Annotated in this window: 16 protein-coding genes and 3 tRNA genes; 6 read left to right on the forward strand and 13 right to left on the reverse strand. The window is 72.8% G+C overall.

The features are described 5' to 3' along the window. Positions 1-30: 30 nt before the first annotated feature. From ACY0MR_RS15480 to ACY0MR_RS15505, 6 genes are all read right to left on the reverse strand, one after another. Positions 31-600 (reverse strand): TetR/AcrR family transcriptional regulator, encoded by a 570-nt coding sequence (locus ACY0MR_RS15480; protein ID WP_361847409.1) that lies wholly within the window; start codon positions 598-600, stop codon positions 31-33. A gap of 90 nt (positions 601-690) precedes the next feature. Beyond that, the gene (locus ACY0MR_RS15485; protein ID WP_361847412.1) at positions 691-1,119 is read right to left on the reverse strand and encodes a MaoC family dehydratase; all 429 of its coding nucleotides are present in this window, start codon (positions 1,117-1,119) and stop codon (positions 691-693) included. Between the two features lie 2 nt (positions 1,120-1,121). After that, positions 1,122-1,574: an FAS1-like dehydratase domain-containing protein gene (locus ACY0MR_RS15490; protein ID WP_388792682.1), complete on the reverse strand. Its 453-nt coding sequence runs from the start codon at positions 1,572-1,574 to the stop codon at positions 1,122-1,124. 82 nt (positions 1,575-1,656) lie between these two features. Continuing rightward, positions 1,657-1,821, reverse strand: coding sequence for a 50S ribosomal protein L33 (gene rpmG / locus ACY0MR_RS15495; RefSeq protein WP_003956487.1), 165 nt, complete (start codon positions 1,819-1,821; stop codon positions 1,657-1,659). Between the two features lie 86 nt (positions 1,822-1,907). Further along, positions 1,908-1,980, reverse strand: a tRNA-Met gene (locus tag ACY0MR_RS15500). A gap of 44 nt (positions 1,981-2,024) precedes the next feature. Beyond that, positions 2,025-2,097, reverse strand: a tRNA-Thr gene (locus ACY0MR_RS15505). Between the two features lie 208 nt (positions 2,098-2,305). Between ACY0MR_RS15505 and ACY0MR_RS15510 the strand changes: the two genes are divergently transcribed. Both ACY0MR_RS15510 and ACY0MR_RS15515 read left to right on the forward strand, forming a co-directional pair. Next, positions 2,306-3,586, forward strand: coding sequence for an amidohydrolase family protein (locus ACY0MR_RS15510; RefSeq protein ID WP_473561211.1), 1,281 nt, complete (start codon positions 2,306-2,308; stop codon positions 3,584-3,586). A 2-nt stretch (positions 3,587-3,588) separates the two neighbouring features. After that, on the forward strand, positions 3,589-4,245 hold the full coding sequence (locus ACY0MR_RS15515; RefSeq protein ID WP_388792678.1) for an NAD(P)H-binding protein: 657 nt from the start codon (positions 3,589-3,591) through the stop codon (positions 4,243-4,245). Between the two features lie 60 nt (positions 4,246-4,305). On the opposite strand, the gene ACY0MR_RS15520 is transcribed toward ACY0MR_RS15515, so the two are convergent. Next, positions 4,306-4,387 (reverse strand) — tRNA-Tyr (locus ACY0MR_RS15520). 170 nt (positions 4,388-4,557) lie between these two features. Between ACY0MR_RS15520 and ACY0MR_RS15525 the strand changes: the two genes are divergently transcribed. The 4 genes from ACY0MR_RS15525 to ACY0MR_RS15540 all read left to right on the forward strand — a co-directional run bounded on the left by ACY0MR_RS15525 (position 4,558) and on the right by ACY0MR_RS15540 (position 7,647). Further along, positions 4,558-5,049: a YajQ family cyclic di-GMP-binding protein gene (locus ACY0MR_RS15525; RefSeq protein WP_015035522.1), complete on the forward strand. Its 492-nt coding sequence runs from the start codon at positions 4,558-4,560 to the stop codon at positions 5,047-5,049. A 118-nt stretch (positions 5,050-5,167) separates the two neighbouring features. Next, positions 5,168-5,665: a methylated-DNA--[protein]-cysteine S-methyltransferase gene (locus ACY0MR_RS15530; RefSeq protein ID WP_473561213.1), complete on the forward strand. Its 498-nt coding sequence runs from the start codon at positions 5,168-5,170 to the stop codon at positions 5,663-5,665. Beyond that, a complete protein-coding gene (locus ACY0MR_RS15535; protein ID WP_361862314.1) occupies positions 5,662-6,297 on the forward strand; it encodes an alpha-ketoglutarate-dependent dioxygenase AlkB family protein in 636 nt (211 codons plus the stop codon). Before ACY0MR_RS15530 ends, ACY0MR_RS15535 begins: the two co-directional genes overlap by 4 nt. Before the next feature lie 111 nt (positions 6,298-6,408). Then, on the forward strand, positions 6,409-7,647 hold the full coding sequence (locus ACY0MR_RS15540) for an APC family permease (RefSeq protein ID WP_404079447.1): 1,239 nt from the start codon (positions 6,409-6,411) through the stop codon (positions 7,645-7,647). Here the strand turns inward: ACY0MR_RS15540 and ACY0MR_RS15545 are convergent. The 6 genes from ACY0MR_RS15545 to ACY0MR_RS15570 all read right to left on the reverse strand — a co-directional run bounded on the left by ACY0MR_RS15545 (position 7,613) and on the right by ACY0MR_RS15570 (position 13,706). Next, on the reverse strand, positions 7,613-8,656 hold the full coding sequence (locus tag ACY0MR_RS15545; RefSeq protein WP_473561216.1) for a hypothetical protein: 1,044 nt from the start codon (positions 8,654-8,656) through the stop codon (positions 7,613-7,615). The genes ACY0MR_RS15540 and ACY0MR_RS15545 overlap by 35 nt on opposite strands. Before the next feature lie 31 nt (positions 8,657-8,687). Further along, positions 8,688-9,092: a YccF domain-containing protein gene (locus ACY0MR_RS15550; protein WP_361858760.1), complete on the reverse strand. Its 405-nt coding sequence runs from the start codon at positions 9,090-9,092 to the stop codon at positions 8,688-8,690. Further along, on the reverse strand, positions 9,089-9,952 hold the full coding sequence (htpX, locus tag ACY0MR_RS15555; RefSeq protein WP_361858763.1) for a zinc metalloprotease HtpX: 864 nt from the start codon (positions 9,950-9,952) through the stop codon (positions 9,089-9,091). The genes ACY0MR_RS15550 and htpX overlap by 4 nt, the downstream gene beginning before the upstream one ends. A gap of 157 nt (positions 9,953-10,109) precedes the next feature. After that, positions 10,110-10,559: a large conductance mechanosensitive channel protein MscL gene (locus ACY0MR_RS15560; RefSeq protein ID WP_361858766.1), complete on the reverse strand. Its 450-nt coding sequence runs from the start codon at positions 10,557-10,559 to the stop codon at positions 10,110-10,112. A 37-nt stretch (positions 10,560-10,596) separates the two neighbouring features. Further along, a complete protein-coding gene (locus ACY0MR_RS15565; RefSeq protein ID WP_473561218.1) occupies positions 10,597-12,156 on the reverse strand; it encodes an NADH-quinone oxidoreductase subunit N in 1,560 nt (519 codons plus the stop codon). Further along, complete coding sequence (locus ACY0MR_RS15570) at positions 12,153-13,706, reverse strand: complex I subunit 4 family protein (RefSeq protein ID WP_388794057.1); 1,554 nt, start codon at positions 13,704-13,706, stop codon at positions 12,153-12,155. Before ACY0MR_RS15570 ends, ACY0MR_RS15565 begins: the two co-directional genes overlap by 4 nt. Positions 13,707-13,725: the final 19 nt, after the last annotated feature.

Raw genomic sequence — 13,725 nt, forward strand, 5'->3', positions numbered from 1 at the left:
CGCGGGATGGCGCGGAGGCGGGCGGCGGCGCTACTCCTCGGAACGGCCCGAGCGGTGGATGGAGGGGTAGAACCCCTCCCAGACGCGGTGCTCGGACGGGAAGCCCATGGCGACGAGGGTGTTGATGAGCATCCCGTACGCCAGGAAGGTGGTGGTCTCCTCGACGTCCGCGCCGAGCGCGAGGTGGACGGTCTCCCAGAGGGACGTCCAGCCGGCCCGGACGGCTTCGCCGAACTCGTGGTCGCCGGCCGCCTCGGCGGCGGCGACGGTCACGTACACCTGCATCTGCATGAGGAGCCGGTCGGGGTCCTCGGCGATGATCCGGGTGTACGCGGTGGCCATGGCGTGCAGGGCCTCCTCACCGGTCAGCCCTTCCGAGGCCTCCTCGAAGACCCGGACGGTGTCGCTGATGCAGCGCTCGGAGGCGGCCAGGAAGATGGCCTTCTTGCCGGGGAAGAGCCGGAAGAGGTACGGCTGCGAGACGCCGACGCGCTGGGCGATCGCCTCGGTGGAGGTGCCGTGGTACCCGCCGCGGCTGAACTCGCTCATCGCCGCGCGGATGACGCTCTCCCGCCGCTCCTCCGCACTCATCCTGACCATGAGGCAAAGTTAGTACGCAATCACTAACTCCGCAAGGGAAAGAACGGGCGGCCGCTCTCCGCGGCCGCCCGCCCCCTGCGCAGGATGTGGTTACGCGAGCCGGACCACGGCCCGCGACATGCCCAGGACCTTCTGCCCGGCGCTCGTCGCCGTGAGGTCGACCCGGACCCGCTGGTCGTCCAGCTTGGCGGCGACCTTGGCGCTGACCTCGACCAGCGCGCCGGTCCCGTCGTTCGGGACGACGACCGGCTTGGTGAAGCGGACGCCGTACTCGACGACGGCGGCCGGGTCGCCCGCCCAGTCGGTGACGACGCGGATCGCCTCGGCCATGGTGAACATGCCGTGGGCGATGACGTCGGGCAGGCCGACCTCGACCGCGAACTTCTCGTTCCAGTGGATGGGGTTGAAGTCCCCGGAGGCGCCGGCGTACCGGACGAGGGTGGCGCGGGTCACCGGGAAGGACTGCGCGGGCAGCTCGGTGCCGACCTCGACCTCGTCGTAGGCGATCTTCGCGGTCATGGTCAGACCCCCTCGGGTGCGCGGGAGACGAGCTTCGTCCAGGCGGTCACGACGTGCTCGCCGGAGGCGTCGTGGACCTCGCCGCGGATGTCCAGGATGTCGTTGCCGGCGAGGGACTTGATCGCCTCGATGGTGGAAGTGACCGAGAGCCGGTCCCCGGCCCGCACGGGCCGGCTGTAGGCGAACTTCTGGTCGCCGTGGACGACCCGGCTGTAGTCGAGACCCAGCTGGGGGTCCTCGATGACCGCGCCGGCCGCCTTGAACGTGATGGCGAACACGAAGGTCGGCGGAGCGATCACGTCGGGGTGCCCGAGCTCCTTGGCCGCTTCCTGGTCGACGTAGGCCGGATTCGCGTCCCCGATCGCCTCGGCGAACTCGCGGATCTTCTCGCGGCCGACCTCGTAGGCCGGGGTGGGCGGATAGGTCCGGCCCACGAAGGACTGGTCGAGCGCCATGGACTCGATACCTCCTGGATCTGTTGCCGACAAACGACACGAGGCCGCCCCCGAGTGGGGACGGCCTCGTGTGCGAGCCTGATTAGCGCGTCTCGCGGTGTGCAGTGTGCGAGTTGCAGCGGGGGCAGTGCTTCTTCATCTCAAGACGGTCCGGGTTGTTACGCCGGTTCTTCTTGGTGATGTAGTTCCGCTCCTTGCACTCCACGCAGGCCAGCGTGATCTTCGGGCGGACGTCGGTGGCAGCCACGTGAGTGCTCCTTGGACGGATGGGACGGATGAACGCATAAAAGAGTAGCCGATCGAAGGACCGACCCCGCAATCGGCTACCGTGTGTAGCGGTGACCGGACTTGAACCGGTGACACAGCGATTATGAGCCGCTTGCTCTACCGACTGAGCTACACCGCTTTGATGATCCGGATCCCGTCCGAGGACGGGTTCCTTCTCACCAGAGCCCCAATACGGAATCGAACCGTAGACCTTCTCCTTACCATGGAGACGCTCTACCGACTGAGCTATTGGGGCGAGCGAGGAAGACATTACACGGTCTCCGGCCCATCACCCAAATCCGTTTCGGGACGCCCCCGCGACCGCCCCCACCAGGGGTCCCGTACGCCACTCGTGGCCTCATCGGTACGACTATTGCGCTCCTCCGCGAAGCGCGCTCCGAGCGCCCCTAGGCTCGGCCCCACGCTTCGTGATCTTGATCTTGAGGAGCCTTGAGGAGCCCCGGATGTCAGCCGACAGCAAGCAGCCCCAGCCGCCCGAGGACGGGGCCGCCGCCACGGCCGACTCGACCTCGCTCCTGCTCTCCCACGCACGCCTCGCCGACGGGCGGAACGTCGACGTACGGATGGCCGGCGGCCGGATCGAGGCGGTCGGCACGGCCGGCAGCCTCACCGCCACGGGCGCACGCGTCGACCTCACCGGCTACCTGCTGCTGCCCGCCGCCGCCGAACCCCACGCCCACGCCGACACCGCACTCACCGCGGACTCCCCCGGCCCCGTCTCGTACGCCCCCGAGCAGGTCCAGCGCCGGGCCACCGAGGCCGCGCTGCTCCAGCTCGGCCACGGCGCGACCGCGCAGCGCGCGCACGTCCGGATCGGCGACGTCCACGGACTCGGCCCCCTCGAAGCCGTCCTCCAGGCCCGGCGCTCGCTGCGCGGCCTCGTGGACCTCACCGCGGTCGCGGTGCCGAGGCTGCTCACCGGGGCCGCGGGCGCGGACGGGCTCGCCATGCTGCGGGACGCGGTGAAGATGGGCGCCGGGGTGGTGGGCGGCTGCCCGGACCTCGACCCGGACCCGGCCGGGTACGTCGAGGCCGTCCTGGAGGTCGCGGCCGAGCACGGCGTCCCCGTCGACCTGCACACCGACGGCGCCGACCCGGCCCGGCTCGCCAGGCTCGCGGCGATGGCCGGCGGACTGCGGCCCGGGGTGACGATCGGCCCCTGCGCGGGCCTCGGCCGGCTCCCCGCCGACGCGGCCCGGCGCGCGGCCGACGGACTCGCGGCGGCCGGCGTGACCGTGGTCTGCCTGCCGCAGGGCGGCTGCGCGAGCACCGGGCTGCGCGGCACGGCACCGGTCCGGCTCCTGCGGGCGGCCGGGGTCAGGGTCGCGGCGGGCAGCGGGGCGATGCGGGACGTGGCCAACCCGGTGGGCCGCGGCGACCCGCTGGAGGCCGCGTACCTCCTCGCCTCGCTCGGCGGCCTGTCGGTCGACGAGGCCTACGCGGCGGTCGGCGGGGAGGCGCGGGCCGTCACGGGCCTGCCGGAGGTGCGCGTCGAGGCCGGCTTCCCGGCGGAGCTGCTCGCGGTGCGCGGCGAGCGCCTGTCGGGCGTGCTGTCCCTCGCGTACAGCCGCATCGTGGTGCACCGGGGGCGGGTGGTGGCCCGGACCAGCGCGGTGCGCGAGTACTGCGACTCGGCGGCGGCGCTGGACCTGCCCCGCCAGGCGCGCCCGGAGCGACCGCCCGAGCCGGGGAGCCCTCCGGCCGGTCCCGTCGTACGGTCGTGAGTATGCGCATCGTCATCGCTGGAGGACACGGACAGATCGCCCTGCGCCTGGAGAGGCTGCTCTCGGCGGGCGGGCACGAGGTGGCGGGGATCATCCGCAGACCGGAACAGGCCGGGGACCTGCGGGACGCCGGGGCCGAGCCGGTCGTCCTGGACCTGGAGTCGGCCTCGGTCGAGATGGTCGCCGCCGTGCTCCAGGGCGCCGACGCGGCCGTCTTCGCGGCCGGCGCGGGCCCGGGCAGCAGCGTGGACCGCAAGGACACCGTGGACCGCGCGGCGGCGGTCCTGTTCGCCGACGCGGCGGAACGCGCGGGCGTACGCCGGTACATCGTCGTCTCGTCCATGGGCGCCGACGCCGCGCACCCGGGCGACGAGGTCTTCGACGCCTACCTGCGCGCCAAGGGCGCAGCCGACGACGCGGTCCGCGCCCGGACGGCCCTGGACTGGACGATCCTGCGCCCCGGCGCCCTGACGAACGACGCGGGCTCGGGCCTGGTCCGCCTGGAGGCGCGCACGGGCCGCGGCCCGGTCCCCCGCGACGACGTGGCGGCGACGCTCGCCGAACTCCTGGACACCCCGGCGACCGCCGGCCTGACCCTGGAACTCATCGCGGGCTCGACCCCGCTCTCGGTCGCGGTGAAGGACGTGGCCGGAAACTGACCACCCACCACAAACGAAGGAAGGTCCCCGGTGCAAGCACCGGGGACCTTCCGTTTCGCGTGGCGACGCCAGGATTCGAACCTGGGTAGGCTAAGCCGACGGATTTACAGTCCGCTCCCATTGGCCACTCGGGCACATCGCCATGAGATCGCTGCCGTGGAGCCGCTTTTCGGCGGTGTTCCGTGGCAACGACGTAAACAATACCTGATCCCCGGGGGTGGTTCGCCACCGGATTGATCAGCGGTTCGGGCCGTGGCTCACCCCCTAGGCTTTGCGCTGTACCCCAAGCATCCGAGCAAGGAGCCACGAGTCATGGCCGACTCCAGTTTCGACATCGTCTCCAAGGTCGAGCGGCAGGAGGTCGACAACGCCCTCAACCAGGCCGTGAAGGAGATCTCGCAGCGCTACGACTTCAAGGGAACCAACGCCTCGATCTCGTGGTCGGGCGAGAAGATCCTCATGCAGGCGAACGGCGAGGAGCGCGTCATGGCGATCCTCGACATCTTCCAGACCAAGCTGATCAAGCGGGGCATCTCGCTGAAGTCGCTGGACGTCGAGGGGGAGCCGCAGCTGTCCGGCAAGGAGTACAAGCTCTTCGCGTCGGTCACCGAGGGCATCTCCCAGGAGAACGCCAAGAAGGTCGCGAAGGCCATCCGCGACGAGGGCCCCAAGGGCGTCAAGGCCCAGGTCCAGGGCGACGAGCTGCGGGTCAGCTCGAAGAGCCGGGACGACCTGCAGGCCGTGCAGGCGCTGCTCAAGGGCAAGGACTTCGACTTCGCGATCCAGTTCGTGAACTACCGCTGACCCGGCGGCCGGCCGTGCACCGGTCGTGAGGGCCGTGTCCGAATACCGCCAGCCCGGGGCTCGGCGGTCCCCGCACACTGGGTCTGTGGAAGACCCGGTGCGGGGAGAGGAACCAGCCATGACCGTGTACGCGTACGTCGACGGCCCCCTGGGCGAGATGCTGCTGGTCGGGCGGCTCGCCGAAGGGGGCCGTGCCGTGCTGCGCTCGCTGTCCCTGCCGGGGCAGAAGGGCGCCGTGGAGGTCGAGGAGGGCTGGACCCTCGCGCCCGGGGCCTTCGCCGAGGCGGCCGGGCAGCTCGACGAGTACTTCGCCGGCCGCCGCGACCGGTTCGACCTGCCGCTCGACGGCGAGGCCGGGACCGCGTTCCAGCGGCGCGTCTGGCGGGCCCTGGAGGAGATCCCGTACGGCACGACCGTCTCGTACGGGGAGATCGCCCGCCGGGTCGGATCGCCCGGCGCCGGGGTCCGGGCCGTGGGGACCGCGATCGGCCGCAACCCGCTGCTCGTGGTGCGGCCCTGTCACCGGGTGATCGGCGCCGACGGGAGCCTGCGCGGATACGCGGCGGGGATCGGGCGCAAGGAGCGGCTGCTCGGCCTGGAGGGGGCCCCGGTGTGACCGAGGGACTGTTCCCCCGCGAGCGGGCGGCGATCGCGCCGGGCGCGGTGCACGTGCCCGCGTGGCTCCCGCCCGCACGGCAGCGGGCGCTCGTGGAGGCCTGCCGGGAGTGGGGGCGCGGGCCGGTTCCGTACCGGCAGACCGTGCTGCCCGGCGGCGGGGTCATGTCGGTGCGCTCGCTGTGCCTGGGCCGGCAGTGGGTGCCGTACCGCTATCTCGACGCCGTCGGGGTCCCGCTGCCCCGGTGGCTCGTGGACCTGGGCCGGGAGGCGGTCGCCGAGGCGTACGGGGACGACGGCGGTTTCACTCCCGACACCGCCCTGGTGAACTTCTACGCGCCGGGGGCGCGGATGGGCATGCACCAGGACCGTGAGGAGCGTTCGGGTGCGCCGGTGGTGTCATTGAGCCTCGGTGACCGGTGCGTCTTCCGCTTCGGGAACGCGGAGGGGCGCGGCCGTCCCTACCAGGACGTCGAGCTCGCCTCCGGCGACCTGTTCGTCTTCGGCGGGGCCTCGCGCTGGGCCCACCACGGCGTCCCGAAGGTCCGGCCGGGCACGGCCGATCCCGCGCTCGGCCTGGTGGGGCGGCTGAACATCACCCTGCGGGAGACCGGGCTGCCCGCCCCGGCCTGACCGGCGGAGGAATGCGACACCCGGACGGGCCGGCCCGTGCCCGGTCGCCGGACGGCCCCTCGTCACCCGCGGGCGGCCGGGCGTTCGACCACACCCTCTAGGCTGCCGCGCATGAGTGCTGAGCTGCGCCGGTCCCTCGGTGTCCTCGACGCGGTCGTGATCGGGCTCGGTGCCATGGTCGGCGCCGGGATCTTCGTCGCGCTCGGGCCGGCCGCGGGGGCCGCCGGGACCGGTGGCGGGCTGCTGACCGCGCTCGGGATCGCCGCCGTCGTCGCGTACTGCAACGCCATGGCCTCGGCCCGGCTCGCGGCCCGGTACCCGAGTTCGGGCGGCACCTATGTGTACGGTCGCGAACGCCTGGGATCGTTCTGGGGGTACCTGGCCGGCTGGGCGTTCGTGGTCGGCAAGACGGCCTCCTGCGCCGCCATGGCGCTGACCGTCGGCAGCTATGTGTGGCCGGAGCAGGCGCACGCCGTGGCGGTGGCCGCCGTGGTCGTGCTGACCGCCGTCGACTACGCGGGAGTTCAGAAGTCCGCGCTGGCCGTCCGGGTGATCGTCGGGCTCGTCCTGGCGGTCCTCGCGGCGGTCGTCGCCGTCGGCCTCGGGGCGGGCGGGGCCGCACCCGCCGCCTTCGGCGCCGACCTCACCGCCGGCGGGGTGCTCCAGGCCGCCGGTTTGCTCTTCTTCGCATTCGCGGGGTACGCGCGAATCGCCACGCTCGGCGAGGAGGTCCGCGACCCCGCCCGGACGATCCCCCGCGCCGTGCCCCTCGCCCTCGGCATCGCCCTCGCCGTCTACGTGCTCGTCGCGGTGACGGTGCTCACGGTCCTCGGACCCGCCGCCCTCGCCGCGTCCCCCGCGCCGCTGACGGACACCGCGCGGGCCGCGGGCGCCCCGTGGCTGGTCCCTGTGGTGGCGGTGGGTGCGGCCGTGGCGGCCCTCGGCTCCCTGCTCTCGCTGATCCTCGGCGTCTCCCGTACGACCCTGGCGATGGCCCGGGACGGCGGTCTGCCGACCGCGCTCGCGGCCGTCCACCCCCGGACCCGGGTGCCGCACCGGGCAGAGCTCGCGGTGGGTGCGGTGGTGGCCCTGGTGGCCGCGACGGCGGACGTGCGGGGCGCCATCGGCTTCTCGTCCTTCGGGGTGCTCGTCTACTACGGCATCGCGAACGCCTCCGCCTGGACCCTCGGGCCCGCGCACCGGCCGCTCGCCGCCCTCGGGCTCGCCGGGTGCGCGGCCCTCGCCCTCGCGCTGCCGCTCGGCTCGGTCCTCGCCGGCGCCGGGGTGGTCGCGGCCGGCGTGGTGGCGTGGGCGATCAGTCGAGGACGAGCCGCACCCCCGCCTTCCTGAGGGCGTCGGCGAGCTCCTGGAAGGTCGCGGGACGGGGTCCGCTCCACGGCTGCACGCCCAGGCAGGCCCGGGCCACGTCGGCCCGGTGCCAGACGAGCGTGACGTCCGCCCACTCCGGCCCGAACGCGCCGGGCGCCCCCGGTCCCGCCGCGCCGCCCGGCGCCCCCGCCCCCGGGTCCCGGCCGGGGCCGTACACGGCCTCCCCGAGCGCGCACAGGAAGGACACCTCGTCGACGACGTCCGTGCCGTCGAGCTCGTAGACGGCTCCCGGCACGGGCGCGGCGGCGGCCCGCGGCCGCCGGGCGGCCTGCCGCAGCCACTCCGCGCGCGCCGCGCCGGAGAACCGCCGCCAGGTGCCGGGCTCGGCGGGCCTGCCGCCGAAGAACAGCTCCCAGACCCCGCGGGTCTGCGGGGGCACGAGCCGGGTCCGGGGGAAGTCCACGGTCAGGTCGACCAGGTCGTGGTGGCGGGCGGAGGCCGCCCAGCCGGTGACGCGGCCCGCCTCGCCGCCGTGGTGCAGGTCGCCGATCCGGGCGAGGACCCGGTAGTCGACCGGACCGAAGCCCTCCGCCCCGGCCGCGAGGGCCTCGCGCAGCGCCCCGCGCGGGGAGCAGCCGAGGAAGGTGACGCCGGTGCGGGCGGGGGCCGCGGGCGGCTCGTCCGGGACCCGTATGAGGTTGGCGCAGCGGGCGGGGTTCGCGGCGCGGGTCCGGCGGCGGGGCTCCCCCGTCGTCTCGACGGTCACGGCGTCCCCGCGGGCGCCGACGACCCGGACGCCGTCGAGGCGCCACAGTCCGTCGGGGACCTCCACGTCGAGCGGGCCGAGCGGCGCCGTGCCCTCCACGAGTGCCTCGGTGACGGCCCGGGCCAGTTCGCCGCGGGGCTCGCAGCCGCGGAGCTCGTACCGCACGGGCGGCGTCGGCGCGGGGTCCGCGTAGAGGCCGTCGACGTCCTGGCAGAGGGCGACGGGGTACGCGTCGGAGAGGAGCGCGTAGCGGGCGTTCTGCACGATCGGGGCGTCCCCTCCTGACGGTCCGCTGCTAGCGGTCCGCGTATCCGTATCCGTAGGCCTGGTCCGTGGGGACGATCTCCTTGCCGAGGGGCAGCAGGGATACCGGGATCAGCTTGAAGTTCGCGATGCCGAGGGGGATGCCGATGATCGTGATGCAGAGGGCGATGCCGGTGGTGATGTGGCCGAGGGCGAGCCACCAGCCGGCGAGGATCAGCCACAGGACGTTGCCCACGCAGGAGGGCGCGCCCGCGTCGCGGCGGTCCACGACCGTGTGGCCGAAGGGCCACAGGGCGTACACCCCGATGCGGAACGCGGCGAGTCCGAAGGGGATGCCGATGATCGTGATGCAGAGCAGGACGCCCGCCAGCATGTAGCCGAGGAACATCCAGAATCCGCAGAGCACCAGCCAGATGATGTTGAGGACTGTCTTCACGGGCGTCGACCTGCCATCTGTTCGAGCCGGGCGATGCGCTCGGCCATCGGCGGGTGGGTGGAGAACATCTTGGAGAGGCCCTGTCCGGGCCCGAAGGGGTTCGCGATCATCATGTGGCTCGCGGTCTCGATCCGGGGCTCGGCGGGCAGGGGCAGCTGCTTGGTGCCCGCGTCCAGCTTCCGCAGGGCGGCGGCCAGGGCGAGCGGGTCACCGGTGAGCTGGGCTCCGGAGGCGTCGGCCTCGTACTCCCGGGAGCGGGAGATCGCGAGCTGGATGACCGAGGCGGCGATCGGGCCGAGGATCATGACGAGCAGCATGCCGAGCAGTCCGGGGCGGTCGTCGTCGCTGGACCGGCCGACCGGGATCAGCCAGGCGAAGTTGACCAGGAACATGATCACGGAGGCGAGCGCCCCGGCGACCGAGGAGATGAGGATGTCCCGGTTGTAGACGTGGCTCAGTTCGTGGCCGATGACGCCGCGCAGCTCGCGCTCGTCGAGGATCGCGAGGATGCCCTCGGTGCAGCAGACCGCCGCGTTCCTCGGGTTGCGGCCGGTCGCGAAGGCGTTCGGCGCCTGGGTCGGCGAGATGTAGAGCCGGGGCATGGGCTGGCGCGCCTGGGTGGAGAGCTCCCGCACCATCCGGTACAGGGCGGGGGCCTCGAACTCGCTGACGGGCCGGGCGCGCATGGCCCGCAGCGCCAGCTTGTCGCTGTTCCAGTACGCGTACGCGTTGGTGCCGAGCGCGACCAACAGCGCGACGATCAGCCCCGTACGTCCGAAGAAGCTGCCGATGACGATGATGAGGGCGGAGAGCCCTCCGAGAAGTACGGCGGTCCTCAGCCCGTTGTGCCGGCGGTGCACGGTACGCCCTCCAGGTGGTGCGGCAGGGGAACCCTTTGCTTCGTGGTCGTCCACGTGTCCAGTGGACCCTTCCGTACTGGTCAACGCCAGGCGGGAGGTTCCGGTTCCCCCGGCCGCACCGGGGAGGCCGGTGGCGGGGTGTGAGCCGTTCGGGTGATCAGCGGGCGGCCGGGACCTTCTCCTCCAGGAGGACGGTCGGCTCGACCTCGCTGGTGCAGTGGGCGCAGCGGGAGGCGATGGCCGGGATCTCGGTGTAGCAGCGGGGGCAGTCGCGCTTCTCGGACTTCGGGTCGGCGGCCTCCTGCTTGGCGAACCTCGTCTGGACCTTCGCCAGCGGGGCGACGATCAGGAAGTAGAGGACCGCGGCGGTGATGAGGAACGCTATGGCGGCGGAGATGGCCAGGCCGTACGGGAAGATGGTCTTGCCGACGTGGAACTGGGCGTCGTTGAAGTTGCCCACGGTTCCGGTCGCGAGGCCGATGAGGGGCGTGATGAAGGCCTTGCTGAAGCCGGTGACGACGGCCGTGAACGCCGTGCCGACGGCCAGGCCGATGGCCATCGAGATGACGTTCCCGCGAAGTATGAAGTCCTTGAATCCGTTCAGCACGGTGGTGCTCGCTCCCTGGCTTTCGTCGGTGGGGGGGTCAGAACAGGCTGTTCGCCGCGAAGCGGAGCGCGATCTGCGGGTAGCCCGACAGGACGACTCCGACGGCGGCGGTCAGCGCGATCGCCAGGGTGATCGGCGCGGGGACCGTGTGGGGGACGGTCCGTGCCTCGGACGCGGCCGCCGGTCCGCCGTCCGGCGTGCCGTGCGGACCCGCCGGCGGCCGGAACAGCAGGGCCGTCCAGCGCAGGTAGTAGTACAGCCCGACGGCGACGTTGACGCCCATGACCACGGCCAGCCAGCCGAGGCCCGCGTCGACGGCCGACGAGAAGACGGTCACCTTGGCGAAGAGGCCGATGATACCCGGGGGCAAACCGGCCAGATTCAGGAGGAAGAAGGCGAGCGCGAGGGCGGCGGCGGGGCTCGCCGCGTACAGGCCCCGGTAGTCCGCGAGCCGGTTCCCGGGGTGCCTGCGGGCGACGAGCGCGACGACGGCGAACGCGCCGAGGTTCACGACGGCGTACATCAGGGCGTACGCGACGGTGGCGCCGATCTGGTCGTCGCTGGAGTACGCGGCGGCCGCGATCGGTACGAGCAGGTAGCCGGCCTGGGCGACGGAGGACCAGGCGAGCAGCCGGACGGCGCTCCGCGCGCGCGTGGACAGCTGCCGGAGGGCGGCGACGTTCCCGGCGGTCATGGTGAGCGCGGCGAGGGCGGCGAGCGCGGGTCCCCACACGTCGGCGTACGAGGGGAAGGCGACGACCGTCACGAGGATGAGCCCGGTGAAGCCGACGGCCTTGCCGACCACCGACAGATAGGCGGCGACGGGCAGCGGGGCTCCGACGTAGGTGTCGGGCACCCAGAAGTGGAAGGGGACGGCGGCCGTCTTGAAGGCGAAGCCGACGAGGGTGAGGGCCACACCCGCCTCGGCGAGCGTCTGGAGCTGGCCGGGGACGTCGTCGAGGCGCTGGGCGAGCTCGGTGAGGTGGAGGGTGCCGGTCGCCGCGTACACGAAGCTGACGCCGAGCAGGGTGACGGCGGTCGCGGTCACGGAGGACAGGAAGAACTTGAGCGCCGCCTCGCCCGACATGCGGTCGCCGCGCTTGAGGCCGACGAGCGCGAAGGCGGGCAGCGAGGCCACCTCCAGGGCGACCACGAGGGTCGCGAGGTCCCGGGAGGCGGGCAGCAGGGCGGCGCCGGCGGCCGAGGAGAGCAGCAGGAACCAGTACTCGCCGGCCGGGAGCCGGTCGCGGGTCTCGGTGAGGGAGAGCAGGGCCGTGAGGAGTGCGCCGCCGAGGACGAGCAGCTGGATGACGAGGGTGAAGTGGTCGGCCGTGTAGCTGCACGCGGCGACCCCGGTGTCCGCGGTGAGGCAGAAGGTGGAGCGGTCGCCGGCCCGCAGCGGGACGAGCAGGGCGAGGGCGGCCGTGAGGCCGGCGATCGCGGTCCAGCCGAGGAGCCGCTTGCGCTCCTGGGGGACGAACAGGTCGGCGACGAGCACGACGAGCGCGACCAGGGCCGTGAGGGTGGGGGGCGCGATCGTGAGCCAGTCGACGGACTGGACGAGGGAGTCTCCGGCGAGCGCCGTCACTGGGGTCATCGGGTGCCTCCGGCGAGGAGCTGCTGGACGGCCGGGTCGGTGAGGCCGAGGAGGATCGCGGGCCAGAGCCCGGCGAGGACGGTGAGGGCGACGAGCGGGGTCCAGGCGGCGACCTCGTAGCCCTGGACGTCGGCGATCGGGGTCTCCCCGACGGGGCGGGGGCCGCCCATGCAGACGCGGCGGACCACGATGAGGAGGTACGCGGCGGTGAGGAGGGTGCCGAAGGCGCCGATCGCCATGAAGGTGAGGAAGGCGGGGCGGCTGAGGCCCTCGGCGGGTTCGAAGGCGCCGAACAGGGCCAGCATCTCGCCCCAGAAGCCCGCCAGGCCGGGCAGTCCGAGGGAGGCGACGGCCGCGAAGGCGAGGAGCGCGCCGAGGCGGGGGGCGCGGCCGTAGAGGGCAGCGCCGGTGGCTCCGGCGAGGGTGTCGAGGTCCGCGGTGCCGTACCGGTCCTTGACCGCTCCGACGAGGAAGAAGAGCAGGCCGGTGACGAGGCCGTGGGCGACGTTGGCGAAGAGGGCGCCGTTGACCCCGGTGGGGGTCATGGTGGCGATGCCGAGGAGCACGAAGCCCATGTGGCCGACGGAGGAGTACGCGATCAGGCGCTTGAGGTCGCCCTTGTTGCCGGGGCGCGCGAGGGCGAGGCAGGCGAGCGATCCGTAGATGATCCCGGCGACGGCGAAGGCGGCGAGGTAGGGGGCGAAGACCCGCATGCCGTCGGGTGCGATCGGCAGGACGATCCGGACGAAGCCGTACGTGCCCATCTTGAGCAGGACGCCGGCGAGGAGGACCGAGCCGACCGTCGGGGCGGCGGTGTGGGCGTCCGGGAGCCAGCTGTGCAGCGGCCACATCGGGGTCTTCACCGCGAGTCCCAGGCCGATCGCGAGAACGGCGATGACCTGCACCGATGTGGTCAGTCCCCGGCCGTTGTCAGCGGCCAGCGCCACCATGTCGAACGTGCCCGCCTTCACGCCGATGAGGAGCAGGCCGAGCAGCATGACGACGGAGCCGAGCAGCGTGTAGAGGATGAACTTCCAGGCCGCGGCCTGCCTGCCCGCGCCGCCCCAGCGGGCGATGAGGAAGTACATCGGGATGAGGACCATCTCGAAGGCCAGGAAGAACAGGACCAGGTCGAGGACGGCGAAGGTGGCGAGGGTGCCGGACTCCAGGACGAGGAGCAGCGCCACGAAGCCCTTGGGGGAAGGGCCGGAGGGCATCTTGAAGTAGCTGTACAGCGCGCAGAGGAAGCTCAGGAGCGCGGTCAGGACCAGGAGGGGGAGGGAGATGCCGTCGACACCGAGGTGGATCCGCACGTCGAGTGCCGGGATCCAGCTGATGTCCGTCGTGGCCTGCATCCTCGACGGCCGGTCGTGGTCGAAGCCGAGCGCGAGGACGATCGCGGCCAGCAGGATCACGGCGGTGACGGTGACGCCGTGGCGAAGCACGGCCTGGTCGGGCGACTTCCCCTTCAGCCCCGGCGGGGCGGGGAGGAGGGCGGCGACCGCTCCCAGGAGCGGTCCGGCGACGATCGACGCCAGGAGGAACTGCATCACGGATTCGCTGATATCG

The sequence above is a fragment of the Streptomyces sp. JN8 genome (genome assembly GCF_055808075.1).